We start from the raw sequence: 26,960 nt of genomic DNA, 5'->3' as shown, positions 1-26,960 counted from the left end.
TCCAGGACTACCGGCCGGTACTTGTGGCCGACTTGGAAGCGGGCTGCGGCGTCAGAGTGCGGGGCAGCGGGCGGGGGCGGTGCCGTAGGCGTACCGGAGGAAGTCGACCAGGTAGGCCGACCAGGCGTTCCAGTCGTGGCCGCCCCTGCTGTAGCAGTAGCGGTGGCCGACGCCGAGGCCGGTCAGCGTGGCGTCGAACTCGCTCGCGTACGCGCCGAGGATGGGCTCGCTGACGCTCGCGGCGTCGTCGCTCGCCCTGGTGTCGTAGCTGCACGCGGCGGGGGCGGGCTCGGCGCCGTCCGGGACGCTCGGGAGGCTCGCGCAGCCGCCGGCGTACAGGGCCAGCCGTCCGTCATAGGGGGCGTACCTGCCCTGGGTGACCAGGTCGGCGGGGTTGGCGGCGGGCCAGTCGTCGACCGTGCGGCCGTGGAAGACCGTGGTGGTGTGCGGGCCGAACAGGGTGTCCAGGCGGTAGCGGCGCTGCACCTCCTGGTCGAGGACGGGCAGCGGGCTGCCGCTGTCGTACTTGTTGACGCGGAACTCGCCCAGGTCGGTCAGCTCGATCGCCGCGCCCGACTGCCACATGGAGTCGGAGATCGTGCGCTGGGCGGGCCTGGCGCGCAGGTCGATGCCGGGCGAGAACGCGCCGATCACCGAGAAGACGCCGGGGTGCGCGGCCGCGTACCGCAGGGTGCCGTAGCCGCCCATGGACAGGCCCGCCAGACCGCGTCCCGACCGGTCGGCGACGGTGTTGAAGTTGCTGTCGATCCACGGGATGAGCTGGTCGATGTGGTACGTCTCCCACTTCGGTGCGAAATATCCGTCCGTACGGCCGGCCCAGTCCGCGTACCAGCCGGTCATCCCGCCGGTCGGCATCACCACGATGCCGTCGAAGGAGCCCGCGTCACGGACGAGGGAGACGAGGTCGGCCTTGACGGTCCACGAGTCGTAGTTGTCGCCGCCCCCGTTGAGCAGGTAGAGCGCCCGATAGGGGGTGGCCCGCGAGGGGTCGTAGTCCTTCGGCAGGTAGACGCGGACGGTGATCGGGCGCGTCAGCGGGTCGATGACCGGGGCGCCGCCGGACGCCTGGAAGATCGCCGTCGAGGTCATCGTGACGTCCCGCAGCTCCGAGCCGTCGCTCTGCGGGCGACGTACGTCGACGCAGGTGATGCCATGGCCGTCGGGCCGGGGCAGCACGGCCGCGCACCCGGCCGCCTGTGTGGGCGCCGCCTGCGCCACCCCCGGGCCTGCGAACGTGCCTGCGACCACCAGTAATCCGGCAAGGGCTGAGGTGAACCGCATCGCTCTCCTTCGGTTCGGGCTCCCGACCGCCCCAACTTACGGGGGGACCGGCGGCCGGCGCGTCAACCGCCGGACCGAAAGAGGTCAACTTCTGCCGTACGACTCCGCTTCTGCCGTACGACCCGGCTTCTGCTGTACGCCTCGGCTTCTGCCGTACGACTCAGTGCAGGTGCGCGGCCGTCCAGCAGTCGGGCGCGCCGGGTTTTCCGCACGTCGTCAGCCCGCGCAGCACCCCGGCCAGGGACGCCGTCCGGGCGTTGCCGGGGTCGTTGGACTCCTGGCGGGGGTCGGTGACGGTGTTGTAGTACTCGGGTTTCGGGTCGTTCTCGTACTCGACGTACAGCTCTCCCGCGGTCCGCACGGCGTTGTAGGTGGGCGGCTGCGCGTTGCCCTGCCTCAGCCGGTCGGCGTCGGGGTCGGGCCTGCCGGGCGTCCGCGGGTCGGGCCTGACGTGCTCGACCAGCGCCGCCTGCCGCCAGTCCGCGACCTGCCGGCCCTGGACGAGGGGGAGCAGGCTGCGGCCGTCCCGGCTGTCGCGGATCGCCGGGGCGACGCCGGCCATGTCGAGGAAGGTCGCGAACAGGTCCACGTTCTGGGCGATGACGCCGGTCACCAGCCGGTTGCGCTCGCCGGTGACCGGCCGCCTGACCAGCAGCGGAACCCGGACGTCGTGGTCGTAGGCGGTGGACTTGCCGCGGACCAGGCGGTGCTGGCCGAGGTGGAAGCCGTTGTCGCTGGCGAACACGACGTAGGTGTTGCGGCGCTCCGGCTCGGTGAGCGTGGACAGCACCCGTCCCACCATGTCGTCGACCGACTGGACCATGCGGATCCGGTCACGGAAGTCCTCGCGCAGCTCCTCGGCGCGCTTCGCCTCGATCGGGGCCCGGCGCACCCAGGACGGCTTGTCGGCGGTGTCCTCGTCGTAGGAGGGCAGGGTGGTCACGTCGATGCCGGCGCAGTCGGGGCCGCCGCAGTCGCCGTGCGGGAACTCGCCGTCAGGGAAGCGGTCCTTCGGACGGTCGCGCGGGGCGGGCGGGAAACGCGGCTCGGTGTCGCCGGGCCGGACGTCCACCCGGTTGTGCGGGGAGAAGGGCGAGACCTGGAGGAAAAACGGCCGGCCGGGGGCGTGCTCGCGGGAGCGCTCGATGAAGCCGGTCGCCCGCTGGGCCAGCTCGTCGACCAGGTAGTCGCCCTTGGAGGGGGCGATCGGGCGCCGGTCGCCCGACTCCTCCCTGACGTAGCGGGTGAGCTGGTACCTGAACTCGTTGTAGCCGCCGCCCGCGGAGACATGCCACTCGTCCCAGCCGTCCGGTACCTGGTAGCCGGGGCGGGCGGGGTACTCGTTGATGTATTTGCCCAGGTAGCCCGTGCGGTAGCCGGCCTGATGGAGCGGGACGGCGTAGGTGCGGCCCTCGTGCGGGGCGAACGCCTCGTAGCCGCCGCGGTCGTAGCCCTGGTTGGTCCGTACGCCGGTGTTGTGGGGGAACTGGCCGGTGAACATCGAGGCGCGGGAGGGGCAGCAGAGCGAGTCGGACACGTAGTAGTCGGTGAACGTGGTGCCGCCCTCGGCGAGCCCGCGGACCGTGTCCATGTAGGGCAGCAGGTCGGCGGACAGGTCGTCCACCAGGAAGAAGATGATGTTCGGCCGGGTGGGGGTGGCGGCGGACGCCGGGGGCGCGGGGGAGGCGATGAGCAGAGCGAGGATCGCGGCCACCGCCGCAGCCAAGCTTCTCCTGATATTTCGGGACAACGACATGACTGCCTCGTAAGCGGTGGTAGGGGAGCAACGGCGCTGCCCACTAATATCAGACAAACTACCCACAAAGCACAAAACCTCCCACACCCACCCCACCCATCACCGCAGCTCAGCAGCCTCGGGCGCGAAGAGCGAAGGGGGATGGAGGTGGGAAAGGCCCGGAGAACGCGGAGGGCGCGGAGGGCGCGGAGGGCGCGGAGGGCGCGGAGGGTGCGGAGGGCGCCAAGGGTGCGGAGGGGGGAGGGGTGGATGAGCGCGGGAGGCGCAGAAGCCGAGGGTCGCCGAAGGCGAAGGGGATGCGAGCGTGGGGATGTCAAGGCGGGCTCGCGAAGGGCAGGGCGCGCTTCCCCGCCTTCGGCCCCCGCTTTCGGCCTCCGCTTTCGGCCTCCGCTTTCGGCCCCCGCCTACGGCCCATGGTTCAGGCGTCCGGTCCGGACCTCCGGTCCTCGCTCTAGGCGTCCGACCTCGGGCTTCGGCTTCTGGCTCTGGCCTCGGATTCGCTGCGCGTCTGTGGTCGCCGTTCCGTGGTGGGGCGGGTCAGGGGGTGAGGACGCGGGTCAGGGTTTCCTGGACGGTGGCGCGGACGGTGGCCGGGTCGTCCAGGTCGAAGCCCACCACCAGGCCGTCCCTGACCAGGAGGAGGATGTCGGCGGTGCGTTCGGCGTCGGTGTGGCCGTCGGCGGCCAGCAGGTCGCGGTACAGGTCGCGGTGCCAGCGCCGGTGCTCGGCGATGGCCTGCCGTACGGGATGCGCCGGATCCGGGTACTCGGCCGCCGTGTTGACGAACGGGCAACCGCGGTAACCGGAGCCGGACCCGAACTCGCACATGAACGCGAAGACGGCCGCCAGCGTCTCCCGGGGTGAGTCGGCGCGCAGCGTGTCCACCATGGCCCGCTGCACCGCGCCCTGCTCGGCGATGTACGCCCGGACCAGCTCGTCCTTGCTCGGGAAGTGGTGGTAGAAGGTCGCCTTCGCGACGCCCGCCGCCGCGATGATCCGGTCGATCCCCACCGCGTGCACGCCCTCGGCGTAGAACAGCCGCGCCGCCGTCTCCAGGACCCGGGTGCGGGCCGGGCTCGGGCGGGGCTCCTTCGCCGTCTCTGCGCTCACCCCTTGACGCTACCAGACAGACCTGTCTAGTCTCATGCTCGACAAACCAGACAGACAGGTCTGTCTGGTGAAGCGCAACGAAGGGCAACCGGTCATGAGCATGTACACCGCCATCGCCACCTCGGCGGGCCGCGACGGGCGCGCGGTCTCCTCCGACGGCAGGCTGGACGTCAAGCTGGCCCTGCAGAAGGAGCTGGGCGGCGACGGCGAGGGCACCAACCCCGAGCAGCTCTTCGCCGCCGGCTACGCGGCCTGCTTCGCCTCGGCCATGCGGCTGGTGGCCGGGCAGAAGCGGATCGACGTCTCCGACGCCTCCGTCACGGCGGAGGTCGGCCTGTCGCCCAACGGTGCGGGCGGCTTCCAGCTCGACGCCACGCTCCGCGTCGAGCTGCCCGACGAGATCGCCCCCGAGGTCGCCCGCGAGCTGGTCGAGGCCACCCACCAGGTCTGCCCCTACTCCAACGCCACCCGCGGCAACATCCCGGTCAACCTGATCGTCGAGTGACGGGATCCGCGTCCCGGAAGATCGGCCGGAGGTAGAGACGGGAGACTTGGAGTGTGACATGTTACATGCCATGCGAATCACTCTCTCCGCGGCGGCCGCCCTCCTGGCGATCGCCGCGCTCGGCGTCCCTTCCGTCTCCGCCGCGGCGGCGGAGACCGCGGCGCCGCCCGCGAAGAAGGTGAGCAGGGAGATCTCCCCGCTCAGCCCGCAGCAACGCGAGCAGGCGGCGCTGCGCAGGCAGGCCGTCGAAGGCGTCTTATCCCCGGACGCGGCGGCGGCCAAGGCGCGGCCCGGCCGCTCGGTCAAGGTCGGCCACCGCTACGTCGAGCTCGCCCAGGAGCGCAAGGACCAGGTCTTCGTCGTCCTGGCCGAGTTCGGCGACAAGGTGGACAACGAGACGAAGATCGACGGCCAGATCAAGTACGGCGGCCAGCCGGGCCCCCGCCACAACGCCATCCCCGACCCGCGCGGCACCGACGACAACCACACCCTCTGGCGCCCCGACTTCGACCGCGCCTCCTACGCGAAGTCCTACTTCGCGACCGGCGGCAACTCCCTGCGCGACTACTACCGCCTCCAGTCCTCCGGCCGCTACGACCTCGACGGCTACGTCAGCGACTGGGTACGCGTGCCGTACAACGAGGCCCGCTACGGCAGCGACCGGTGCGCCCCCGAGGAGGGCGGCATCTGCTGGAACAACTGGGACCTGGTACGCGACTCGGCCAACGCCTGGTACGAGGCCGAGAAGGCCAAGGGCAGGACGGTGGAGCAGATCCGCGCCGAACTGGCCAAGTACGACGTCTGGGACCGCTACGACCACGACAACGACGGCGACTTCGACGAGCCCGACGGCTACCTGGACCACTACCAGGTCGTGCACGCCGGCGTGGACGAGACCTGGGGCGGCGGCGCGCAGGGCGCGGACGCCGTCTGGGCCCACCGCTACTTCGCCTACTGGCCCGAGCGCGGCCAGGCCGGCCCCGAGGGCAACCGCAACGGCGGCACCCAGATCGGCGACACCGGCATCTGGGTCGGCGACTACCTGACGGTCGGCGAGAACAGCGGCGTCGGCCTGACCGCCCACGAGTTCGGCCACGACCTCGGCCTGCCGGACCTGTACGCGGGCGGCGGGGACAACTCGGTCAACTTCTGGTCGCTGATGTCGTCCGGCTCCTACCTGAGCTCGCGGACCGGCCCGCTCGGCGAGTACGCCGGCGACCTGGACGCCTGGAGCAAGCTCCAGCTCGGCTGGCTGGCCTACGACCGGGCCCGCGCGGCCACCCCCTCCACGCACACCCTCGGCGTCGGCTCCTACAACACCCGCGATCCGCAGGCGCTCGTGGTGGACCTGCCGGCGCGCGAGATCAGCACTCCGCTGGGCAGGCCGTACCAGGGGGAGTGGCAGTGGTGGAGCGGCAAGGGCGACAACCTTGAGCAGACGCTCACCCGGCAGATCGACCTCTCCCGGGCCACGGAGCCGACGCTCAAGGCGCACGCGGCCTACGCGATCGAGCAGGGCTACGACTTCCTGTACGCCGAGGTCTCCCGCGACGGCGCGGCCTGGACGCCGGTCGGGCAGCCGCTCACCGGAGGCTCGGACTGGCGGGAGATCGCCTACGACCTGAGCCCGTACGCGGGCGGCAGGATCTGGTTCCGCTTCCGCTACTCGACCGACTCCAACACCTCCGAGTCCGGCTTCCGGCTGGACGACGTCCAGGTGCCCGGGGTGTTCGCCGACGACGTCGAGCAGGGCGAGGGCGAGTGGACGGCGGTGGGCTTCGCCCGCAGCGGCGAGGTGGGCGTGCAGCGCTTCTCCCGGGCCTACCTCGCCGAGAACCGGCGCTACACCGGGTACAACGCCTACCTGCGGACCGGGCCGTACAACTTCGGGTGGACCGGCAGCCAGCGGGTCGAGCACTACCCGTACCAGCAGGGCGTGCTCATCTGGCTCTGGGACGCCTGGTACGGCGACAACACCACCCGCGACCACCCCGGCGAGGGCATGATCCTGCCCGTCGACGCCCGGCCCGAGCCGCTGCGCTGGGCCAGCGGGGCGGCGGCCGGGGCGCGGCTGCAGGTGTTCGACGCGCCGTTCGGCAACGCGCGCACGGACCGGCTGCGGCTGCACTCGGCGGGCGTGCCCGCCGTGTTCCCGGCGCGTCCGGGGGTTCCGGTGTTCGACGACCACCGTGGCGTCTACTGGCACCCCGATCTGCCGCAGCTCGGCGTGAAGGTGCCGGACACCGGCACCCGGATCGCCGTCCTGCGTGACGGGGACCGCGCCCTGGTGCGCGTCTCGGCGTCCTAGCGGCGCCTGCGGCCCGCGCGCGGGGCGCGGGCCGCAGGTCGGTGGGCGTTTACGACCGTTTTAGGTGGTTCTGGGCAGAGTTGTGGTGTTGTCTCCCATGGAGAGGAAAGATCATGACCTCTGGGCCTGACGGATTCGGCAAGGCGGAGACCCTGGAGAACGAACCGCCCAGGCGCCGATTCCCCCGCTCCGTACTGCTCGCCGCGACCACCGCGGTCGTCCTGGCCACCGGCGCCGGCGTGGCCGCCGCCTCGGCGCTCTCACCGGCGCCGTCGCCGTCGCCCACCGGGACGCCCTCGTCCGCCGCGAGCCCGTCGGCCGTTCCGTCGGGCTCGCCGTCCGACAAGGGACGCGGCTGGGGGCGCGGGTTCGGTGGCCCGCCCGTCCACGGGGAGTTCGTCGTCCCCGACGGGCAGGGCGCGTACGTGACGGTGGCCACCCAGTACGGCGAGGTCACCGCCGTCGGCCAGGACTCCGTCACGGTCAAGAGCGAGGACGGCTACACCAAGCGGTACGCCGTCAACGCCGACACCCGGGTCAACCGCGACCAGGGCATCGACGCGATCAAGACCGGCCAGAAGGTCATGGTCAGCGCCAAGGTCACCGGCGGCACGGCCACCGCCGTCACCGTCCACGACGTGACCGCCCGCGACGGCCGCGGCCGGCACCCCCACGGCGACGACCACTGGGGCGACAGGAACGGCGACAGGGACGGCGGCAACGGCGGCAACGGCGGCCCCCGGCACGGCGACCACCAGCCGACGCCGTCACCCAGCGCCACCTCCTGAGGGACGCCGGCCCGATTCACGCGGTTATGCCCCCCGTATATACCCTCGGTATATAGTGCGGGGGCATGAGCGTCCCTCTTGCGCTGCTCGGCCTCCTTGAGCGGGAGCCGAGCCACGGCTACGACCTGAAGCGCGACTACGACACCTACTTCGGCCGCGGCAAGTCACTGCCCTTCGGCCAGGTGTACTCCACCCTCGGCCGGCTGGCCAGGGACGGCAAGGTCACCGCCGGGGAGAGCGAGCCCGGCGACGGCCCCGAGCGCAAGCGCTACGCGATCACCCCCATCGGCGCGCGTGAGGTCGAGGCGTGGCTGAGCGAGCCGGTCGCGGCCGAGCCGTACCTGCAGACCGTGCTGTTCACCAAGGTCGTGCTGGCGCTGATGCTGGGCCGCGACGCGGCGGCCTACCTCGACCTCCAGCGCGCCACCCACCTGCGGCGCATGCGCGAGTTCGCGCAGATCAAGCGGGGGGACTCGCTGGCCGACGCGCTGCTGGCCGACCACGGCATGTTCCACCTGGAAGCCGACCTGCGCTGGATCGACGTCACCCAGGCGCGGCTGGACGCGCTGGCCGAGCTGGTGCGGGGGTCGTCGTGATCCTGGAGGCCCGCGGGATCAGCCGCTCCTTCGGCCGCACCCCGGCGCTGCGGGAGGCGAGCCTGGAGGTGGCGGCCGGGGAGATCGTGGCGGTCATGGGCCCCAGCGGCTCGGGCAAGTCGACGCTGCTGCACTGCCTGGCCGGGATCTTCACCCCCGACAGCGGCGAGGTGTGGTTCGACGGCAGCCGCCTGGACACCATGAGCGATGACCGGCGCACCCGGCTGCGGCGCACCGCGTTCGGCTTCGTGTTCCAGTTCGGGCAGCTCGTGCCGGAGCTCACCGCGGCCGACAACGTCGCCCTGCCGCTGCTGCTCGCGCGTACCGGGCGCAAGGAGGCGTACCGGCGGGCGGCGGGCTGGCTGGAGCGGCTGGAGCTGGCCGAGCTGGGCGGGCGGCGCATCGGCGAGCTGTCCGGCGGGCAGGCGCAGCGGGTGGCGATCGCCAGGGCGCTGGTGACCGGGCCGCGGGTGCTGTTCGCCGACGAGCCGACCGGCTCGCTCGACTCGCTGACCGGCGAGCACGTCATGGAACTGCTGGTCGGCCTGGCGCGCGAGGAGGGCACGACCGTGCTCGTGGTGACCCACGACGCCCGCGTCGCCTCCTGCGCCGACCGGGAGGTCATCGTCCGCGACGGGCGGCTCACCGACCCCTTCGCCGGTCAGGTCGCACGGTGATCGCCCTCGGCCTGCGGCTGTCGCTGGCCGGAGGCAGGGAGGCGGCCGCCCGGCTCGCGCTGATCGTCGCCGGCGTGGCGGTCGGCGTGGCGGTGCTGCTGGCCACGCTCTCCCTGTTCAACGCCTTCCAGACGGCCGGCGAGCGCACCTGCTGGGAGTGCACCCGCGGCACCGCGCCCAGCGGCTGGGCCCTCGACGCCACCGCCACCGGCGCCCTGTGGAACTACCACGAGGACTACTACGCCGGACGCCCGATCAGGCGGCTCGACGCCGCCGCGCTCGGCGGCCGGGCTCCCGTCGTCCCAGGGCTGTCCCGCATGCCCGCGCCCGGCCAGTACTACGTCTCCCCGGCGCTGGCCGAACTGCTGGACTCGGCGCCGCGCGCGCAGCTCGCCGACCGTTTCCCCGGCACGAGGGCCGGGACGATCGGCCGGGCCGCGCTCACCGGCCCCGACGACCTGACCATCGTGATCGGCCGGACGCCCGAGCAGGTCGCCGCCCTGCTCGGCACCCGGCAGGTCGACACGACGGCCGACGAGCCCGCCGTCGACGGCGACGCCGACATCTACCACTTCGGGTTCGCGATCGCGGCCGTCGGGCTGCTGCTGCCGCTGCTGGTGCTGGTCAACACCGCCACCCGGCTGGCCGCCGCCCGCCGCGAGGCCCGCTTCGCCGCGATCCGGCTGGTGGGCGGCACGTCCCGGCAGGTCAACCTGTTCGCCGCGGTGGACTCCGCGCTCGGCGCGCTGACCGGCACCCTCGCCGGGATCGTGCTCTTCCTCCTGGTACGTCCGGCCGTCGCCACCGTCCGCGTCACCGGCTCCCGGTTCTTCCCCGACACGGTGGCCCCGGCCGCCTGGCAGTACGCGGCCGTGCTCGCCGGCGTCCCGCTGCTGGCCGGGGCGAGCGCGCTGTGGTCGCTGCGCCGGGTCCGGATCTCGCCGCTGGGCGCGCTCAGGAAGGGCGCCCCACGGCCGCCGCGCGCCTGGCGGGCGATCCCGCTGCTGGCCGGGCTGGCGCTGTTCGCGGTGCCGATGTTCCAGACCGACGACCGCAAACCCAACGCCGGGCCGGCCTCGGCGGGCCTGGCGCTGATCATGATCGGGCTGATCCTGGCCGGCCCCTGGCTGACGATGCTGGCCGCCCGCCTGGCCGCCCGGCTGACCGGCGGAGCGGCGACGCTGCTGGCCGCCCGGCGGCTGGCCGCCGACCCGAAGGCCGCCTTCAGGTCGGTGAGCGGGCTCGTCCTCGCGGTGTTCATCGGGACGGCGATCGCCGGGATCGTGCCCGCCGTGGTGGACGGCCAGCGGGCGGTGGCCGGCGGCACGCTGTCCGGCGTGCTGCGCGCCCCGCTCGGCGACCTCGGCGGCGGCGGGTTGTCGCCGCGGGCCGGGGCCGAGCTGGTGGCCCGGCTGCGCGCCTACCCGGGCGTCGGCGTGCTGCCGATCCACGCCGCGAAGGAGGAGGAGAACCGGGTGATCGACCCCGAGCGGCCGCCACCGCCCCGGGCGATCGTCGAGTGCGCCGACCTGGCCCGCTTCCCGGCGCTCGGGCAGTGCCCGCCGGGCGCGCGGGCGGTCGCCGGACGGTTCGACCGGGTGGTGGAGGCCGACAACCCGCTCACCATCGACAAGCTGATCCCCCTCGCCGGGCCGGACAGCGAACCCGTCTCCGCCGACGGGCTCAACCTGTCCTCCGTGCTGGTCACCATGGCCGACCCGGCGACCCTGGAGGAGATCCGCACCCTGCTGGCCGGGCAGAGCACCGGCCCGCCGATGACGTTCGACGAGGTCGCCCAGGTCCGGGCGGCGCTCTACACGCAGGCCGAGAACATCGCGCTGGCCATGGTCGCGCTGACCCTGCTCGCCGGCGGCTGCAGCCTGCTGGTGGCGGTCGGCGGCGGGCTGGTGGAACGCCGTCAGCCGTTCACACTGCTGCGGCTGGCCGGCACGCCCGGCCGCACCCTGGGCGCGGTCGTGCTGCTGGAGTCGGCGTTGCCGCTCGTCCTGGCGGCCGTCGTGGCGGCCGGGGCCGGGTTCGGGGTGGCGGCGCCGTTCATCGACGCCCTCGCCATGAAGGGGGCCTCCCTGGCGATGCCGGGGCCCGCCTGGTTCGCCGGCGTCGGCGGCGGGCTGGTCGCGTCCCTGCTGGTGATCTCGACCGTCCTGCCGCTGCTGCGGCGCATGACCTCGCCCGACAACGCGCGTTTCGAATAGGAGCCACATGAAGCTGCGAAAGCCCTGCGCGGCGATCGTGCTCGCGCTGGTCGCCGGCCTGCTCACGGCCCCGCCGGCCGTGGCCGCCGAAGGCCGCTGGTCGGCCGAGATCCGGCGCACCGAGTACGGCATCCCGCACGTGTCCGCCAAGGACCACGGCGGCCTCGGCTTCGGCTACGGGTACGCCTTCGCCCAGGACAACCTGTGCGTGCTGGCCTCGTGGGTGGTGACGTTGCGTGGTGAACGATCCCGCCACTTCGGCCCGCAGGCCCGGTCCGACGACCCGGTGCGCCCGGTCGCCAACCTCACCAGCGACCTCTACCACCGCAGCGTCGCCGACTCCGGCGTCGTCCGGCGGCTGCTGGCCCGGCCCGCCCCCATCGGGCCGAGCGCGGAGCTGCGCGAACTGGTCGACGGGTACGTGGCCGGCTACAACCGCTACCTCGACGACACCGGCGTGGCCAACCTGCCCGACCCCACCTGCCGCGGCAAGTCGTGGGTCGGCCCGATCACCGCCGAGGACGTCTGGGCCAACCTCCTCGACCTCGGCCGCATGTCGGGCAGCTCCGCGCTCAAGGAGGCCATCGTCGGCGGCGACGACGGGGACGACGGCCCGCGCCGCGCCCCCGGCAGCAACGGCTGGGCGCTGGGCCGCGAGGCCACCCGCGACGGCCACGGCATGCTGCTGGCCGACCCGCACTTCCCGTGGAACGGCGTCCGCCGCTTCTACCAGGTGCAGCTCACCATCCCCGGCGTGCTCGACGTCGCCGGCGGCAGCCTGTACGGCACCCCCGTCGTGCAGATCGGCCACAACAGGACCGTCGCCTGGACCCACACCGTCTCCCACGCCCAGCGGTTCACCCTCTACCGGCTCCAACTGGCCCAGGGCGACCCCACCACCTACCTGGTCGACGGCCGGCCCGAGCCGATGGGCCGCCAGGAGGTCGTGGTGCCGCTCCAGGACGGCACCCTCGTCTCGCGCACCCTGTTCACCTCCCGCTACGGCCCGGTGCTGGCCGCCGGGCGCGGCGCCGAGTACGCGTACGCGCTGGCCGACGTCAACGCCGCCAACCTGCGGGCGGCCGACGAGTGGCTGGCGATGGCCAAGGCCGGCGACCTGCGCGGGCTGCGCGCCGCCCAGGACGCCCATCAGGGCCTGCCGTTCGTCTACACGCTGGCCACGGACGTCGGGGGGACGGCGTCCTTCGCCGACGCCTCCGTCGTCCCGCACGTCACCGACGCCCAGGCCCGCCGGTGCGCCAAGCCGTCGCCCGACCCGTCGATCGACGCGTTCGTCCTGGACGGCTCGACCTCGGCGTGCCTGTGGGGCAAGGACGCCGACGCGGTCGTGCCGGGCATCTTCGGCCCCCGCAACCAGCCCCGCCTGACCCGCGCCGACTACGTCGCCAACTCCAACAACAGCCCGTGGATGACGAACCCGGCCGTGCCGCTGACCGGCTACGACCAGGTCTGGGGCGCCGTACGGACCGACGTGGAGCTGCGGCCGCGGGTCAGCCTGGACATGATCGACCGGCGGCTCAAGGGCGCCGACGGGCTCGGCGCACCCGGCTTCACCCTGGAGACGCTCCAGGCCACCGCGCGGAGCAAGCGCAACTACGGCTTCGAGCTCATGCGTCCGGACCTGAAGGCGCTGTGCCGGGAGCATCGCGAGCTGCGGGCCTCCTCGGGGGAGCGGGTCGACGTACGGGACGCCTGCCGGACCCTGACCCGCTGGGACGGACGCGCCACCCTGGACGGCGAGGGGGCCGTGCTGTGGCGGCGGTTCTTCGACGGGCTCCAGGCCCCGGTCAAGCCCGGGGAGCCGCCGCAGAGCTGGTGGCGGGTGCCGTTCGACCCGGCTCAGCCCCTCACCACGCCGCGCGGCCTCAAGCGGGACGACCCCGGCGTGCGGCGCGCCCTGGCCGACGCCGTGCTGTTCTTCCGCGACAACCGCCTGCCCCTGACCCTGACCACCGGCCAGGCCCAGCACTACGCGTCGGTCCCGATCCCCGGCTGCACCGAGGGGGAGGGCTGCTTCGACCGCGTCCGCAACTCCGGCCCGCTCGGCAAGGACGGGCGCTACCCCGATGTGAACACCGGCTCCAGCTTCATGATGGCCGTCGAGCTCACCCCGGACGGGCCGCGCACCCGCACCGTCCTGACCTACTCCCTGTCCGCCAACCCGAACTCCCCCCACCACACCGACCAGACCGCCCTGTTCTCCCGGGGAGGCTGGGTCACGGAACGCTTCACCGACGCCGAGCTCCGCAGCGCCCCGCAACCGAACGTCACCACCGTGAGCGGCTGACGCCCAGCCCGCCGAGGCGCGTTGAGCCGTCTCCCGCAGTGCCCGTGACCAGGTGTCATGCCGGTGACCGGGGGCATGACCTGGGCGAGGGCATCTCGGGGGGTGGGGTGGGCGGACAGCGGCCGGAGGGCGGCGCGTACGGCGGGGACCTGGGGCCGTTCGGCGCCGAGAAGCTCCGGCGGCTGCAGGCGAGCCTGACGCAGATCGAGGATCTGCACGGCCGGATGGCGCGCCTGCTGGAGGCGGTCCTCGCGATCAGTTCCGAGCTGGAGCTGAACGCCGCCCTCCGCACGATCGTGGAGGTCTCGGCCGACCTGGTGGACGCCCGGTACGGCGCCCTCGGCGTGCTCAACGACGAGGGCGAGTTCGCCGACCTGTTCACCTACGGCGTCTCCGAAGACGTGTACGAGGCCATCGGCCGCCTGCCGACCAGCCACGGCCTGCTCCAGGAGCTGATGGCCCGGCCGAGGCCGCTGCGCGTGGACGACGTGCTCGCCCACCCCAGCTTCCGCGAATACCCTGCCGGCCATCCGGTGATGCACACCCTGCTGGGCACGCCGATCCTGGTCCGCGGCACCGTGTACGGCAACCTGTACTTCGCCGACAAACGGTCGGGCCTGCCGTTCACCGGCGACGACGAGCGGATCGTCGCGGCGCTGGCCAGCGCGGCCGGCGTCGCCATCGAGAACGCCCGCCTCTACGAGCGCATCCGCCGCAACACCGAGGAGTTCCAGCGCAGCCTGCTCCCGTCGCTGCCCGACCTGAACGGCCTGTGGGCCTGCGCCCGCTACCTGCCCTCCAGCACCGTCCCGCGCATCGGCGGCGACTGGTACGACGCGATCGTCCTGCCCGACGGCGTGCCCTGCCTGATGGTCGGCGACGTGATGGGCCACGACCTGCGCTCGGCCACCGTCATGAGCCAGATCAGCAACATGCTGCGGGTGCTCGCCTACGAGCACTGCGAGCCGCCGTCCCGCATCCTGCGCCGCCTCGACGAGATCCTGCACGCCCTGCACGGCGGCCCGATGGCGACGGTGCTGCTGGCCCGCCTGGAGGAGTACGGCGGCACCGACTGGCGGCTGAGGTGGGCCACCGCCGGGCACCTGCCCCCGCTGCTGCTCCCCGTCGACGGCCCCGCCCGCTACCTGCGGGCCGAGGGCGGCCACCCGCTCGGCGTCACCCCCGATCTGCCCCGGCCCGACCACGAGCAGGTCATCCCGGCCGGGTCCACGCTGCTGCTCTACACCGACGGGCTCGTCGAGGACCCCGCGCACGGGCTCGACCGGGGCATGGAGAGCCTGGTCCGCACCGCCTCCCGGCTGCGCCACCTGCCCCTGGAGGAGATGTGCGAGCTGCTGCTCGTCCACCGGGGCGACCGCTTCACCGACGACGTCGCGCTGCTGGCCCTGCGGCTCGGCGAACCGGCAGACCTGCACGCCGGCTGACCGGCCTCGTCGCCTGCCGATGGCCAGATGTGCCAGATAACTGTCGTTGCGGACATTCCGCCAGTTCGGTGAGAATCGGGTCATGCCCGCTGCCCACCGCGTCGTCATCGCGCTCTTCCCGGACGTCGACCTGCTCGATGTCACCGGCCCGGCCGAGGTGTTCGCCCTGGCCAACCGGGTCGCCGGTCGCGCTCTGTACGACGTGCGGCTGGCCGGGCCCCAGGGCGGCCAGGTCACCACGTCCGCCGGGGTGCGGCTGGTCGCCGATCTGACGTTCGACCAGGTCGGCGACCAGGTGGACACCTTGGTGGTGCCCGGCGCGGTGACCGTCACGCCCGACGGGCCCCGCGCCCTGACGGACGCCGAGGTGGTCGCCTGGGTACGGCGGACCGCTCCGGGCGCCCGCCGGGTGGCCTCGGTGTGCGTCGGCGCGCACATCCTGGCCGAGGCCGGCCTCCTGGACGGCCTGACCGCCACCACCCACTGGTCCACGGCCGGGCAACTGGCCGCCGACCACCCCAGGGTCACCGTCGACCCCGACCCGATCTTCCTGCGCTCCAGCGGCCGGATCTGGACGGGCGCGGGCATCAGCGCCTGCCTCGACCTGACCCTCGCGCTGGTGGCCGAGGACCATGGCGAGGAGACGGCCCTCGCGGTGGCCCGCGAACTGGTCGTCTATCTCAAGCGTCAGGGCGGCCAGAGCCAGTTCAGCGTCCCGCTGACCAGGGCCGCCTCGGGCCGCCGCGACATCGACGACCTGCGCCTGTGGATCGCCGAGCACCTCGCCGAGGAGCTGACCACGGTCGAGCTGGCGGCGCGGATGGGGCTGAGCCAGCGTCAGTTCACCCGGGTGTTCCGGCAGCAGACCGGCTTCACCCCGGCCGCGTACGTCGAGTCGGCGCGCGTCGAGGTGGCGCGCCGGCTGCTGGAGACCACCGACCTGCCGCTGCCCCGGGTGGCCGCCGACAGCGGGCTCGGCTCGGTGGAGACCCTGCACCGGGCCTTCCGCCGCCGTCTGGGCACCGGCCCAGGCACCTACCGCCGCCGTTTCCGCACGGTGGCCTGATCCCCTCTCTCCCCGCGTACGCCGTCCGAGCCGGGCGGCGGCGCGAGCCTGCCCGAAAGGAAATCCCTGCCATGAGCAGCACCGTCTCGCCCACCCTGCGCCAGGTCGTCGGCCTGCCGGCCGAACCCGCCCGGCTGGCCGACTCGACCCTCGTGCTGATCGACTACCAGAACACCTACAGCACCGGCGTCATGGCCCTGCCGGACGCCGGACAGGCCCTCGCGGCCGGCGCCCGCCTGCTGGAGCGCGCCCGCGCCGCCGGGGCCCGCGTCGTGCACGTCGTCAACGACGGCGGCCCCGGCAGCCCGTACGACGTCCGCGCCGAGATCGGGGCGATCAGCGCGCCGGTCGCGCCGCGCGACGGGGAGCCGGTGGTGGTCAAGACGTTCCCCGACGCCTTCCACCAGACCGAGCTCCAGGACGTCCTGGCGGGCATGGAGGCCGGGCCCGACCTGGTGCTCGCGGGGTTCATGACCCACATGTGCGTCACCTTCACCGCCCAGGGGGCCTTCCGGCTGGGCTACCGGCCCACGGTCGTCGCCGACGCCTGCGCCACCCGCACACTGGCCGGCCCCGGCGGCGCGCCGCTGCCCGCCGGCGTGCTGCACGAGGCCGCCCTGACGACCATCGGCGACCTGTTCGGCCTGGTGGTCCCCACGAGCGACGCCCTGCCCGCCTGACCTGAGTCCACCCGTCCGGGGCCGGGGGTCAGCCGGTGGCCGGGCGGCGGCGGCCGGCGACCAGGCGGTCGGCCGGCGTCCGGTGCCGCGCGGCGGGGACGGAGTCGGGCTGCCGGTCGGCGGTGCGCCCGGTGGCCACCAGACGGTCGGCGGGTCGGTCCGCCGTGCGGCGCTCGTCCTGGTCCGTGGCGGGCTGTTCGGTGGCGGGCCGGTCGTCGGTGCGCTCGGCCAGCAGGCGGCGCAGCTCGCGGCGGCGGGCCAGCCTGCGGCCCGTCCCGGCGGCGACCAGGAAGGCGCCGAAGATGAACGCGGCCGCGGTGGCGGCTCCCGCGGCGAACAGCTCCAGGTCGCCCACCCGGAAGGTGACGCCCATCAGCGTCAGCGCGGCGGTGGCGGTGGTCGTCGTCTGGGTGAACAGGACGACCACGGCGGCCGACCCGGCGACCATGAGCAGCAGGCCGAGCAGGACCATGGTTCTCACTCTCCTCGAACGTCGGCGATCACGTTTCATTGCCGCTGCCCAGCATTTCTTTACTTATGTATGGGCGTGCGCCGGGCGTCGAAGAAATGGCCGCGCATTCGCGCCGGGAATGGCCGCGCGGAGCACCGCTAATTGCTTCGCGAAAAAATCCGCATTGAGCAGCGGCGCTGCGTCCGGCGGGCAGGTCACGGGGTTTGTCGGCCGATGACCAGGGGAGAGCGGAGCAAGGAGGGAAGTGATAGCAGTGAAAGTGGACACTTTCCGGCTCCTGGCCAACTCCGCAGGAGAAACGGTCGTGCTGCATCCGGCCGGGGACCTTGACCTGCACACCGCCGGCGCCATCGAGGATTGGGCGACCGGCTATCTCGACGGCACGCCGGCCGCCGTCACCTTGATCGACCTGTCCGACGTCGGCTTCATGGATTCGGCCGGACTCGGCGCGCTGATCGGCGCGTGGAAACGCATCACCGCCACGGGACGGACGGTGATGGTCGCCGCGCCGACCCCGCAACCGGCCAGACTGATGCGCATCACCGGCCTGGAAGGACGTCTCGGCGTACGCGCCACCGTCGCCGAGGCCCTGGAGGAGATCATTCCCAGACGGACGCACGCGCCCGCCTAGCGGCGCCCGTCCGGAGCGCGCGCGGCGTCAGCCGTTCCTCGCCTTGGCGTAGTCGGCGGCGCCGCCCGCGAAGTCGTACAGGACGACCTGTTCGTCCCCGACCACCCAGGCGTCGTGTCCGGGCGGGCAGACGAAGACCTCGCCCGGTCCCGCCTCGGCCTCGGTGCCGTCGTCCATGCGCAGGCGCATCCGGCCCGAGACCACGAACCCGTTGTGATGCACCTGGCAGGACGACGTGCCGGCGATCGGCCTGACGGACTCCGACCAACGCCATCCCGGCTCGAACGTGGCGACCCCGAAGGTCAGGCCGCTCAGCTCGCAGATCTCCAGGTGGCCCTTGGGGAAGTCGCGCCGCTCGTCGGGCTTGTCGATGCTCTTGACCTCGATCATGGCTCACCCCCTCGTCAGCTACCTTCTTACGCTGAATTGTCCATACCGAGGGGTTGGCCAGGGCAAATATCCCTTTGTGGGGACGGGTACGGCCCGCGGTGGGGCCGCACCCATGACGTGCGGACTATCCGGCCCAGGGCAGCGAGTCGGACGGCCACGCCCGCTTCGTCTGCTTCTTGAGCGTCTCCTCAGGCGTGCCCACGGCGCAGCGGGTGCCCTGCGGCGGCACCTTCAGGTCGATGAGGTACTGGTCGATGATGTCGGTCTGGCACTTGTCCTTGCCGTAGATGCGGTGACCCCAGCCCTCGTACGTGAGCAGCACGGCCTTCGGGCCGAGCTGACGGGTGGCGTTGGCCGCCCAGATCCACGGCGTGGCCGGGTCGTGGATCGAGTTGCCGAGCAGCAGCGGGGCCTGGCCGGTGTACCGCAGCGAGTGCGGCGGGTTGGCGGGGGCGCCCGAGTTGAGGCAGATGGGCAGGTCGTCGGTCGGGTACGGGTGGTACTTCGTGTCCGGCGCCAGCAGGCCGGCGGTACGCATGAGGTCGGCGTACTCGGCGTAGCTGTTCACCTTGAGGTTGTAGTCCTGGCAGAGGATCCGGGTCGGCAGTTCGGCGACGTCGCCCTCCACCGGGCCCCGGCCGGGCAGCGGCGGCACCCACTCGGGGGCCGGGCCGCCGTTCAGCCAGTTGATCACTTCGCTCAGCGTGCGCCAGTCGGGTCCCTCGTTGCCCAGCGCGGCGTTGTAGATGACCTGCAGCTCGGTCATCCGCTGACCGGTGCTGGGGTAGACCAGCTCGCCGCGGCGGGCCTTGTCCAGCAGGCTCTTCCAGATCGCGCGGATGTCGCGACCGTTCAGCACGCAACTGGTGTCCTGCTCGCACCAGCCGACGAACTGGTCGAAGCCGTCCTCGACGGCCAGGGCCTCGGTGGCGAAGAAGCCCTTCACGCCGAGGCTGTGGTCCATGTTGCTGTCGAGGGCGAGCGCCCGGATGCGGCCGGGGAACAGCTCGGCGTACATCTGGCCGATCAGGGTGCCGTACGAGATGCCGTAGTAGGTGAGCTTCTCCTCGCCGAGGGCGGCGCGGAGGGCGTCCATGTCACGGGCCACGGAGACGGAGTCCACGTGGTCGTAGAGCGGGCCGGTACGGGCCCGGCAGTCCGGGTGCAGCTTCTTGGTGAAGGCGTTCCAGGCGTCGAAGTCGGCCTGGCTGCGCATGACGGTCGGCGGCATCTGGTTGTAGACCGACGCCGAGCAGATGACCGGGTGGCTGCGGCCCACGCCGCGCGGGTCGAAACCGACGATGTCGAACCGCTGCTGCAGTTCCTCGGTGTAGGACCCGGGAGCGCCGTAGACGGCCTCCACGCCGGACCCGCCCGGACCGCCGGGGTTGATCACCAGCGAGCCGACCCTGGCGGCCGGGTCGGTGGCCTTGCGCCGCGCGACCGCGAGGTCGATCGAGGGCCCGCTCGGCTGCGCCCAGTCGATGGGCACGGTCAGCTTGCCGCACTCGGCGCTGGGCTCCTCCTCGCAGGGCGCCCAGGTGATGGCGTTCGTCGTGGTGGTGGCGGGTGTCGCGGTCGTCGCCGCGTTCGCCGCCGGAACCGGGATCAACGCCGCCAGCGCCACGAAGGCGGTGGCGAACAGTGGGAGTCTTCTCCGCAAAATGGGGCTCCAATCAACGGCCGGTGCGCCCCCCGTGGGCATCCGGCCGACCTAGATCATCGCGGTTTGGGGTTGGAAATGACGGCAAAATCGGAAATTTCCCCAAAGTCGCCCAAGCGCTCTGCGCGCCCCGACCACTCCATCGGCCGGCGGGTCACCCGATCCGGTAGGCGCGGATCACCGTCTGCTCCACGGTGTTGCCCCCGGTGTCGGCGGCGCGGGCGCGCAGGGAGACGAAGCCCGCCCCGGCCGGATGGCGCAGCCGTACGGCGCCGCCCGCGACCGTCGCCGCCCGCCAGGTGCGGCCGTCGTCGTAGGAGACCTCCACGGCCGGCTCCCGCACCGCCCCCGCCTGCCCGCGCACGGACACCGGCACCGCGAACGCCCGGCCGGCAGGCGCGCCGCTCGCCGGGTCCAGCGGGGGCGAGAAGACGACGACCGGCAGCGGCAGCGCGCCGTCCCGGCCACCGGCCGAGCGGAACGTCCAGGCGACCGCCGTACGGGTGGAGAGCAGCTCCGGGCCGCGCTCGGCCGTCACCTCCAGCCGGTAGGCCGCCTCCCCGGCCGGCACGCCGAACCGCGCCCCCGGAGCGGGCTCCTCCGCCACCAGCTCGCCGTCCCGGTAGAGGGCGATCCGCGCCCCGGACACGCTCGACATCCCCGGATGACCGGCCCCGTCGGCGTACAGCAAGGGGAACGCGGAGATCACGTCGCCCGCGCGGGAGACGGGAGGAGCGCCCTCCTCGGTGACCGGCGCGGGACCGAAGACGCCGCGGTTCCAGGTCTCGTCGTAGGCGTGTCCCGCCTCGTACCTGCGGGCGGTCGAGATCAGGTCGGCTCCCCAGGTCGGGCCCGTCTCCGTGTACATGTTCCGCCAGCGGAGGCCGCCGCCGGTGTTGACGTACTCGGTGTGCGTGAAGGGGGGCCGGAAGTCGGTCACGAACATGATGCTGAAGAACCGTCCCTCCGCGGGCCAGGCGGCGCTCGCGGCGCTCGCGTCCGCGCCGGCCGCCGGCGCGCCGTAGTCCCTGCGGATCGTGGCCAGGTCCGCGCGCCCGACCCGGCGGCTGAAGCCGGTCGGCACCTGGCCCTGGACGAACCACGCCAGCCGGTACGCCTGAGCGCTGCCCGCCAGGTCGCCGTCCGGGCCCGGCACCGCCCACTGGCCGGCGACCTTGGTCAGCAGGTCGTACCGGCCGGACCCCACCTGCGCGGTGCGGATGCCCGGCGCGGCGTCGAACATGGTGGCCTCCGCGCCCAGGTAGTAGGGGGAACCGTCCCGCGTGCGCCCGCTGAAGGTCACCTCGGTCATCAGGTGCCTGGCCGCCGGGTCGGGCGGCGCGATGGACACCGGCCGCGCCTGAGCCGGGTCCAGCCGCACGGACTGATCCCGATCCAGGCGCAGGCCGGGATGGACGAGCATGGTCAGACCCTCGCCGTCCGTGGACCGGCTGTCGACGACGTAGGTGCCCTTGGCCAGCCGCAGCGTGACCCTGCCGCCAGGCTGGACGGTGACCGGGTTCCAGTCCTTCCGGTCGACGTCGGTCCGGTAGAGGGTGGTCAGCGCGTCCGCGGCGCCCGGCCGGTCGAGGGTCAGGTCGTAGCTCTCGACCTCCTTGACCACGGCGAGCGGCGTGCTCACGGTCGTGCCGTCCTCGGCGGTGGCCTCCAGGTAGCCGCCGAGCGGCCCGTCGGCCACGTCGCCCCGGGTGTCGGCGGTGACGGTCGCCTCCGCCCGGCCGCCCGCGGGGACGGTCAGCGTGCCGGGCGACACCTCGAACACGTCCGCGCCGGCCCGCGCCGACAGGCGCAGCGTCACCGGCTCAGGACCGTCGTTGCGGTAGGCCAGCTTCCTGGTGACCGGCTCGTCGTCGTCGTGCGGCCAGGCGAGCACGCCGAAGCTGACCGACGCGGGGGAGGCGGTCACCGTCTGGCCGATCGCGCGGCCCACGTCGAGGCGGCCCGCGCCCTGGGCGTAGATCCCGGTGCCGGGCTGCGGCCGGGCAGTGGCCATGAGGGCGGCCTTGAGCTGCTCGGGCGTCCAGTCCGGGCGCAGCCCGGCCAGGATCGCGGCCGACCCGGCGGCGTGCGGGGCCGCCATGGAGGTGCCCGACATCTCGACGTACGGGCCGTCGCCGGGGGAGTCCTTGCCACGCGCGGCGCGGATGGCGACGCCCGGCGCGGTGATGTCGGGCTTCAACGCCGAGTCGCCTGTGCGGGGACCGGTGCTGGAGAAGACGGCCAGGCGGTCGGCACGGTCCACCGCGCCGACCGACAGGGCCGCGTCCGCGGTGGAGGGCGAGGCGACGGTGCCCGGCTTGCCGTAGTTGCCGGCGGCCACGACGAACAGCACGCCGTACCGCTCGGTCAAGGTACGGACGGCCTCCTCCAGCGGGTCCAGGCCGGGGGCGTCCGGCGAGCCGAGGCTGAGGTTGGCCACCTTGGCCCCCTGCTCGGCGGCCCACTGCATGCCGGCCAGGATCGCCGACTCCGCGCACCAGCGGTCGGCGCACACCTTGGCGTCCAGCAGGGTGGCGCCCGGCGCGACACCGCGGTAACGCTCGCCGGTCCCGGCGATGGTCGAGGCCACATGGGTGCCGTGCCCGGTGAGGTCGGCCGCGGTGTCCGTGCCGGTGAAGTTCCGGCGGGCCGCCACCTTGCCGGCCAGGTCGGGGTGGGTGTCGTCGATGCCGGAGTCCAGGACGGCGACCTTCACCCCGGCGCCCGTGTAGCCCTTCTCCCAGGCGGAGGGGGCGCCGATCTGCTTGACGCTGGCGTCCAGCGACAGGGTCGCCCGGCCGTCGAGCCAGATCTTTCCCGTGCCGGAGGTGAGCGAGGCCCTGAGGTCCGGCCAGGAGCCGGCGGCGGCGTCGAACCGTACGGCGGCGCCGTTCACGGCGGGCAGGTCGCGGGTCACCGCCATGCCATGGGCGGCCAGGCCCGGCCGGCGGGCGGCGTCCGGGCCCGCGACGATGAGGGGCAGGGCGCCGGGGGCGTACTCCAGCAGGGTCGTCACGTCGAACAGGCGGGGGTCGAGCCGGCCGGCGGCCAGCAGGGGGACGGCGTCGCCGGGGACGACGCGGAGCCGGTCGCCGATCTTCTCCGTGCTGAAGACGACGCCCGTACGGCCCTTGCCCGGCGCGACGCGCACGCCGTCGGCGACGAGGCTCACCCGGTCTCCCGTGATCAGCGTCACGGTACGGGCGGGGCCGCCCGGCGGGGCCGGCAGGCCGGAAGGAACGGCTCCGAGGAGCGCGATGGTCACTGAGACCGCTGTCGTTCTGAGGATCACATGTCTTCTTGGCGGAATGCCCGCCCCCTCTTCACGGGCTGAGAGGGCGTGAAGAAGGACGGGCGCTCCCGCCAAGTAGGGGTGTGACACAAACCATGACGGTCGAGGACGAGCAGGCGATCGCCGAGTCCCTGCGCCTCCCCGAGCGGTTCGGGGTGCTCTACGACCGCTACTTTCCCGAGATCCACCGGTACGTCGCCGGCCGCCTCGGCACCCAGGCCGCCGACGACCTCACCGCGGAGATCTTCCTGGCCGCCTTCCACGGCCGGGCCGGCTTCGACTCCGGCCGTGGCGTGGTCCGCGGCTGGCTGTACGGCATCGCCACCAACGTCGTCGCCCAGCACCGCAGGAGCGAGCTGCGCCGGTTGCAGGCGATGCAACGGGCGCCGGAAGGGACGCTCACCGGCGAACAGGCCGAGGACGGGCACGAGGACCTGGTCGCCGGGCGGCTGGCGGCGGCGGGCGTCAAGGACGACCTGGTGGCGGCCCTGCAGGAGATGCCGGACGCCGACCGCGACGTCCTGCTGCTCCTGGCGCTGGCCGACCTCAGCTACCAGGAGATCGGCCAGGCCCTCGACATCCCGTCGGGAACGGTCGGTTCCCGGCTGAACCGCATCAGAAGGAAGCTTCGCGCCGCCCTGGGCGGCGTCAATCCCCTGCTTGGAGACTCCCGTGGATGACCTGAACCAGGACCTGACCCTGATCCGCGACCTTTACGCGGCCCCGCCTCCCACCCCCGAGGTGCTGGCCGACGGCCGCGCCCGCCTCGCCGACGCCTACGCCTCACCCATGGACGCCGGCGTCCGCGGGGAGGAGCGGCGGCCGGCGCTGCGGGCGCTGCCGGACGGCAGGAGGGGCCGGCGGCGCTGGCCGCTCGTGGGGGCGAGCCTGGCCGGGGCGGCCGCCGTCACCGTGGCCGCCACCTTCCTCACCGCCCCCTCGACGCCTTCGACACCCTCGGCCTCCGCAGCGCCCGCCCGGCTCTCGGCCGGTGACATCCTGCTGGCCGCCGCCGGCTCGGTCACCCCCGTCGCGGGCGACGGCGCGTACTGGAGGCGCGACGGCGTCATCGGCCGGTACGAACGCGCGCCCGGCGGCCACTACACCCTCAAGACCACCCGCTCGATCGAGCTCTGGCTCCCCAAGGCGGCCGACCGCCCCACCTGGGTGATCCGCCAGGACCTCGGCGCCGAGCCGGCGACGCCCGAGGACGAGACGGCCTGGCGCGCCGCCGGCTCCCCCCGGACCTGGACCCTGAGCGGGGGCACGCCCCCGGTGAAGCTGCAGGCCGGCCCCGGCGAGCGCGACGCCGTACGCGACGACAGCGGCAAGACCCTCACCCTGCTGGGCACACCCATGACGCCCGCCACCCTGAACGCCCTGCCGACCACCCCGGAAGGGCTGCGCGACACCCTCGAACGCGTCGTGTCCAAGGGGTACGGCAAGGAGCGGGTGGACATGAACGCCCAGCTCTTCGAGACCGGCGTGCGGCTCGTCATGAACTTCCCGACCTCGCCGGAGGTGCGTGCGGCGACGTACCGGATGCTGGCCGCGCTCCCGGGGGCGAGCGCGGAGAGCGAGGCCACCGACCCGCTCGGCCGCAAGGGCCAGGCGGTCAGCCGGCCGGGCGGGCCGGGCGAGCGATACCGGTTCGTCGTGGACACCGCCACCGGCCTGCCGCTGGCCCTGGAGTCGACGGTCGGCCAGGACCGCTCGTACGAGGCGATCAGAACGGCCGCCTGGACCGACGAGGAGCCCCAGCTCCCGGCCCTGCGCCGTGACATGAACCGCTGACCCCCGTCGCGACGGGGGCGGCGGCACGTTCCCGGAAGGGCGGGTCACCGTGGCAGGCATGCGCGAAGGCGGATCATCCGGCACCGCCGCCCTGGCCGAACGACTCCCCGGAGAGGGAACGCCGCCGGCGGTCGGGTGCGGGTTCTGGGGGGTTGTGGTCCAGACCGTAGGATCGCCCGATATGTCCGTGTTCTCTTGCCGGTGGCGACGGACGGCGAGCACCATCGCCGTCCTCGGTGTGGGCATTGCCGTCTACCTGGCGGTACGCACCGAGGGCTCGCCCCAGCGGACGGCGACCGCGTTCCTGACGGCCTGGCAGCGCGGCGACCTGTCCGCCATGAAAGCCCAGGTGCTGGAGCCGCCCCGAGACTTCGACGGCGTCTACAACGCCTTCACCAAGGGCTCCCAGGCCAAGCGGATGACCATTCAGGACGTCCGCGTCCGCCCCAAGGCCTACCTGAACTTCGGGGAGACCGCCACCTACCACGCCTCGTTCGCCGTCACCCTCGACGGGCCGGTCCCCTACACCTACGACGGACAACTGGAGATCATCGAATTCGACCGCGCCTGGAAGGTGAGCTGGTCGCCGACGGCGATCCACCCCCAGCTGCAGAAGGTCGGCTTCAGCGAGGTGCGGCAGATCCGCGTCGTACCCCAACCCGACGGCTCCTCCCGGCTCGTCCTCCTGGAAACACGTGCCGAGGGAGAGCGGGCAGGAGCACTTTTCGCCGACGAGGGACTCAAACCGGTGGCCGTCCTGGCCGACTCGGCCCAACCTGGGGTCGCGGGTTAGCCGTCGTCGGGAAGACCGGTTCATCGCGCGTCACCAGCGCCGGAGGCCCGGTCAGCGGGTGCACAGGGCGGTGTCGAAGGCGGCGATCAGGAGATCGCGGGCCTTGCCGCCGTTGGCCGAGCCCGTGGCGTAGACGGTGACCGTGCGGCCGTCGCGGTCGCGGCCGCTGAAGGTGGACACGCCCGGGACGTCGCCGCCGTGCCCCCACAACTTCCCGCCGCAGCTCAGCGGGATCTCCATGACGCCGTAGCCGTAGCGGGCGCCCTTGGGCCAGCCGGGCCGGTCGACGTCGACGTACGAACCGGATCTGACGGACTGCGCCCGCCAGAACGTGCTCAGGTCGCGCGGCGTCGAGACCAGCCCGCCGCTGGCGCCGAACGCGTGGCCGGGCAGCCGGGTCACGTCGACGACGCCGTCCTTCGGGTGCAGCGGGTGCACGCCGTAGGTGTGCGCGTGCGGGCCGCGGATGCCGGTCTCGCCCTCGGCCGGCCAGTACGTGTCCCGCATGCCCAGCGGCTTCAGCACCAGGTCGCGGCTGACCACGCGGAAGTCGCGCCCGGTCACCGCCTGCGCGACCAGGCCGAGGACCATGTAGTTGGTGTTGGAGTAGGCGAACCGGCCGGGGGGCGTCGGTTCGAGGGAGAGGGCCAGCTTGAGCAGGGCCTGCTTGCCGATCTTCGACCAGTCGGCGACGGGGGTGAAGTCCGGCAGGCCGCTGGTCTGCTGCAGGAGCATCTTCACGGTGATGTCCCGTCCGTCGATGCCCTTGCCGCGGATGACCCCCGGCAGGTACGTCTCGACCGGCTCGTCCAGGTTCACCTTGCCCTGGTCGGCCAGCTTCAGCACGGTGGCCGCGATGATCGACTTGCTCACGCTGGCGATCCTGAACCGGCCGTCGGCGCCGGGCATGGGCCGCTTCGTGCCGCGCCGCGCGGTGCCGGAGACGACCGTCGTGGTCCGGCCGTCCGGGTGGCGGATGTAGGCCACGGCGCCGGGCACGTCGGGGGAGGCGGTGAGGGCGTCCAGCCGCGACTGCACCGACGGCGCCCGCTCGGCGGCGAACGCCGGAGCCATCGGTGCGAGCGCCAGCGGGACGATCACGAGCAGGGCGAGTGCGCGCCGGGCGGCGGAGGAAGGCATCGGGACTCCTTGTCGCGTCGATCAAGCT

At 73.1% G+C, this 26,960-nt stretch carries 22 protein-coding genes; 14 read left to right on the top strand and 8 right to left on the bottom strand.

Going from position 1 to position 26,960, the window contains the following annotated elements; genetic code table 11:
* Positions 1 to 51 precede the first annotated feature (51 nt).
* From ACWEJ6_RS27690 to ACWEJ6_RS27680, 3 genes are all read right to left on the bottom strand, one after another.
* On the bottom strand, positions 52 to 1,302 hold the full coding sequence (locus ACWEJ6_RS27690) for an alpha/beta hydrolase (RefSeq protein ID WP_452427342.1): 1,251 nt from the start codon (positions 1,300 to 1,302) through the stop codon (positions 52 to 54).
* Positions 1,303 to 1,462: 160 nt separating this feature from the next.
* Positions 1,463 to 3,028 carry a sulfatase family protein gene (locus ACWEJ6_RS27685; RefSeq protein WP_452427340.1) on the bottom strand — a complete coding sequence of 522 codons (1,566 nt, stop codon included), beginning with the start codon at positions 3,026 to 3,028 and terminating at the stop codon, positions 1,463 to 1,465.
* 567 nt (positions 3,029 to 3,595) lie between these two features.
* The gene (locus ACWEJ6_RS27680; protein ID WP_452427338.1) at positions 3,596 to 4,168 is read right to left on the bottom strand and encodes a TetR/AcrR family transcriptional regulator; all 573 of its coding nucleotides are present in this window, start codon (positions 4,166 to 4,168) and stop codon (positions 3,596 to 3,598) included.
* Between the two features lie 67 nt (positions 4,169 to 4,235).
* Here ACWEJ6_RS27680 and ACWEJ6_RS27675 point away from each other — a divergent pair, with 67 nt between their 5' ends.
* The 10 genes from ACWEJ6_RS27675 (at position 4,236) to ACWEJ6_RS27630 (ending at position 16,757) form a co-directional block, all read left to right on the top strand.
* A complete protein-coding gene (locus tag ACWEJ6_RS27675; protein ID WP_452427336.1) occupies positions 4,236 to 4,673 on the top strand; it encodes an organic hydroperoxide resistance protein in 438 nt (145 codons plus the stop codon).
* A 70-nt stretch (positions 4,674 to 4,743) separates the two neighbouring features.
* Positions 4,744 to 6,981 carry an immune inhibitor A domain-containing protein gene (locus ACWEJ6_RS27670; protein WP_452427334.1) on the top strand — a complete coding sequence of 746 codons (2,238 nt, stop codon included), beginning with the start codon at positions 4,744 to 4,746 and terminating at the stop codon, positions 6,979 to 6,981.
* A gap of 113 nt (positions 6,982 to 7,094) precedes the next feature.
* On the top strand, positions 7,095 to 7,769 hold the full coding sequence (locus ACWEJ6_RS27665; protein ID WP_452427332.1) for a hypothetical protein: 675 nt from the start codon (positions 7,095 to 7,097) through the stop codon (positions 7,767 to 7,769).
* A gap of 65 nt (positions 7,770 to 7,834) precedes the next feature.
* Positions 7,835 to 8,365: a PadR family transcriptional regulator gene (locus tag ACWEJ6_RS27660; RefSeq protein WP_352355886.1), complete on the top strand. Its 531-nt coding sequence runs from the start codon at positions 7,835 to 7,837 to the stop codon at positions 8,363 to 8,365.
* Positions 8,362 to 9,042: an ABC transporter ATP-binding protein gene (locus ACWEJ6_RS27655; protein ID WP_364336498.1), complete on the top strand. Its 681-nt coding sequence runs from the start codon at positions 8,362 to 8,364 to the stop codon at positions 9,040 to 9,042. The genes ACWEJ6_RS27660 and ACWEJ6_RS27655 overlap by 4 nt, the downstream gene beginning before the upstream one ends.
* Positions 9,039 to 11,258, top strand: coding sequence for an FtsX-like permease family protein (locus ACWEJ6_RS27650; protein WP_452427329.1), 2,220 nt, complete (start codon positions 9,039 to 9,041; stop codon positions 11,256 to 11,258). The genes ACWEJ6_RS27655 and ACWEJ6_RS27650 overlap by 4 nt, the downstream gene beginning before the upstream one ends.
* A 7-nt stretch (positions 11,259 to 11,265) precedes the next feature.
* Entirely contained in the window at positions 11,266 to 13,566 is a 2,301-nt protein-coding gene (locus ACWEJ6_RS27645) for a penicillin acylase family protein (RefSeq protein WP_452427327.1), read from the top strand.
* A gap of 107 nt (positions 13,567 to 13,673) precedes the next feature.
* Positions 13,674 to 15,011 carry a PP2C family protein-serine/threonine phosphatase gene (locus ACWEJ6_RS27640; RefSeq protein ID WP_452427325.1) on the top strand — a complete coding sequence of 446 codons (1,338 nt, stop codon included), beginning with the start codon at positions 13,674 to 13,676 and terminating at the stop codon, positions 15,009 to 15,011.
* An 82-nt stretch (positions 15,012 to 15,093) separates the two neighbouring features.
* Entirely contained in the window at positions 15,094 to 16,077 is a 984-nt protein-coding gene (locus ACWEJ6_RS27635; RefSeq protein WP_358294945.1) for a GlxA family transcriptional regulator, read from the top strand.
* 71 nt (positions 16,078 to 16,148) lie between these two features.
* Positions 16,149 to 16,757: a cysteine hydrolase family protein gene (locus tag ACWEJ6_RS27630; RefSeq protein ID WP_452427323.1), complete on the top strand. Its 609-nt coding sequence runs from the start codon at positions 16,149 to 16,151 to the stop codon at positions 16,755 to 16,757.
* 28 nt (positions 16,758 to 16,785) lie between these two features.
* Here the strand turns inward: ACWEJ6_RS27630 and ACWEJ6_RS27625 are convergent, their stop codons facing one another.
* Positions 16,786 to 17,238 (bottom strand): hypothetical protein, encoded by a 453-nt coding sequence (locus tag ACWEJ6_RS27625; RefSeq protein WP_452427321.1) that lies wholly within the window; start codon positions 17,236 to 17,238, stop codon positions 16,786 to 16,788.
* A 235-nt stretch (positions 17,239 to 17,473) separates the two neighbouring features.
* On the opposite strand from ACWEJ6_RS27625, the gene ACWEJ6_RS27620 reads away from it, so the two are divergent.
* Complete coding sequence (locus ACWEJ6_RS27620) at positions 17,474 to 17,860, top strand: STAS domain-containing protein (protein WP_397161831.1); 387 nt, start codon at positions 17,474 to 17,476, stop codon at positions 17,858 to 17,860.
* 27 nt (positions 17,861 to 17,887) lie between these two features.
* On the opposite strand, the gene ACWEJ6_RS27615 is transcribed toward ACWEJ6_RS27620, so the two are convergent.
* From ACWEJ6_RS27615 to ACWEJ6_RS27605, 3 genes are all read right to left on the bottom strand, one after another.
* Entirely contained in the window at positions 17,888 to 18,250 is a 363-nt protein-coding gene (locus ACWEJ6_RS27615; RefSeq protein ID WP_352360762.1) for a cupin domain-containing protein, read from the bottom strand.
* Between the two features lie 124 nt (positions 18,251 to 18,374).
* Complete coding sequence (locus ACWEJ6_RS27610; RefSeq protein ID WP_397161830.1) at positions 18,375 to 19,913, bottom strand: alpha/beta fold hydrolase; 1,539 nt, start codon at positions 19,911 to 19,913, stop codon at positions 18,375 to 18,377.
* 154 nt (positions 19,914 to 20,067) lie between these two features.
* Positions 20,068 to 23,178 (bottom strand): S8 family serine peptidase, encoded by a 3,111-nt coding sequence (locus tag ACWEJ6_RS27605; protein ID WP_452427318.1) that lies wholly within the window; start codon positions 23,176 to 23,178, stop codon positions 20,068 to 20,070.
* A gap of 122 nt (positions 23,179 to 23,300) precedes the next feature.
* Here ACWEJ6_RS27605 and ACWEJ6_RS27600 point away from each other — a divergent pair, with 122 nt between their 5' ends.
* From ACWEJ6_RS27600 to ACWEJ6_RS27590, 3 genes are all read left to right on the top strand, one after another.
* Positions 23,301 to 23,885: an RNA polymerase sigma factor gene (locus ACWEJ6_RS27600; RefSeq protein WP_387678758.1), complete on the top strand. Its 585-nt coding sequence runs from the start codon at positions 23,301 to 23,303 to the stop codon at positions 23,883 to 23,885.
* Positions 23,878 to 24,999, top strand: coding sequence for a CU044_5270 family protein (locus tag ACWEJ6_RS27595; protein ID WP_452427316.1), 1,122 nt, complete (start codon positions 23,878 to 23,880; stop codon positions 24,997 to 24,999). Before ACWEJ6_RS27600 ends, ACWEJ6_RS27595 begins: the two co-directional genes overlap by 8 nt.
* Before the next feature lie 181 nt (positions 25,000 to 25,180).
* A complete protein-coding gene (locus ACWEJ6_RS27590) occupies positions 25,181 to 25,792 on the top strand; it encodes an NTF2-like N-terminal transpeptidase domain-containing protein (protein ID WP_452427314.1) in 612 nt (203 codons plus the stop codon).
* 51 nt (positions 25,793 to 25,843) lie between these two features.
* Here ACWEJ6_RS27590 and ACWEJ6_RS27585 read toward each other — a convergent pair whose 3' ends face one another.
* Positions 25,844 to 26,932 (bottom strand): serine hydrolase domain-containing protein, encoded by a 1,089-nt coding sequence (locus tag ACWEJ6_RS27585; RefSeq protein ID WP_452427312.1) that lies wholly within the window; start codon positions 26,930 to 26,932, stop codon positions 25,844 to 25,846.
* Positions 26,933 to 26,960: the final 28 nt, after the last annotated feature.

Source organism: Nonomuraea sp. NPDC004702 (assembly GCF_053601695.1).
Note: the sequence above shows the minus strand (reverse complement) of the source record. Positions and strands in the feature narration are given on the sequence as shown.

Bases quoted from the DNA above. Each gene is read 5' to 3' on its own strand.
- ACWEJ6_RS27690 (WP_452427342.1), bottom strand. From the start codon at position 1,302: ATGCGGTTCACCTCAGCCCTTGCCGGATTACTGGTGGTCGCAGGCACG.
- ACWEJ6_RS27670 (WP_452427334.1), top strand. From the start codon at position 4,744: ATGCGAATCACTCTCTCCGCGGCGGCCGCCCTCCTGGCGATCGCCGCG.
- ACWEJ6_RS27665 (WP_452427332.1), top strand. From the start codon at position 7,095: ATGACCTCTGGGCCTGACGGATTCGGCAAGGCGGAGACCCTGGAGAAC.
- ACWEJ6_RS27660 (WP_352355886.1), top strand. From the start codon at position 7,835: ATGAGCGTCCCTCTTGCGCTGCTCGGCCTCCTTGAGCGGGAGCCGAGC.
- ACWEJ6_RS27645 (WP_452427327.1), top strand. From the start codon at position 11,266: ATGAAGCTGCGAAAGCCCTGCGCGGCGATCGTGCTCGCGCTGGTCGCC.
- ACWEJ6_RS27635 (WP_358294945.1), top strand. From the start codon at position 15,094: ATGCCCGCTGCCCACCGCGTCGTCATCGCGCTCTTCCCGGACGTCGAC.
- ACWEJ6_RS27630 (WP_452427323.1), top strand. From the start codon at position 16,149: ATGAGCAGCACCGTCTCGCCCACCCTGCGCCAGGTCGTCGGCCTGCCG.
- ACWEJ6_RS27615 (WP_352360762.1), bottom strand. From the start codon at position 18,250: ATGATCGAGGTCAAGAGCATCGACAAGCCCGACGAGCGGCGCGACTTC.
- ACWEJ6_RS27600 (WP_387678758.1), top strand. From the start codon at position 23,301: ATGACGGTCGAGGACGAGCAGGCGATCGCCGAGTCCCTGCGCCTCCCC.
- ACWEJ6_RS27590 (WP_452427314.1), top strand. From the start codon at position 25,181: ATGTCCGTGTTCTCTTGCCGGTGGCGACGGACGGCGAGCACCATCGCC.
- ACWEJ6_RS27585 (WP_452427312.1), bottom strand. From the start codon at position 26,932: ATGCCTTCCTCCGCCGCCCGGCGCGCACTCGCCCTGCTCGTGATCGTC.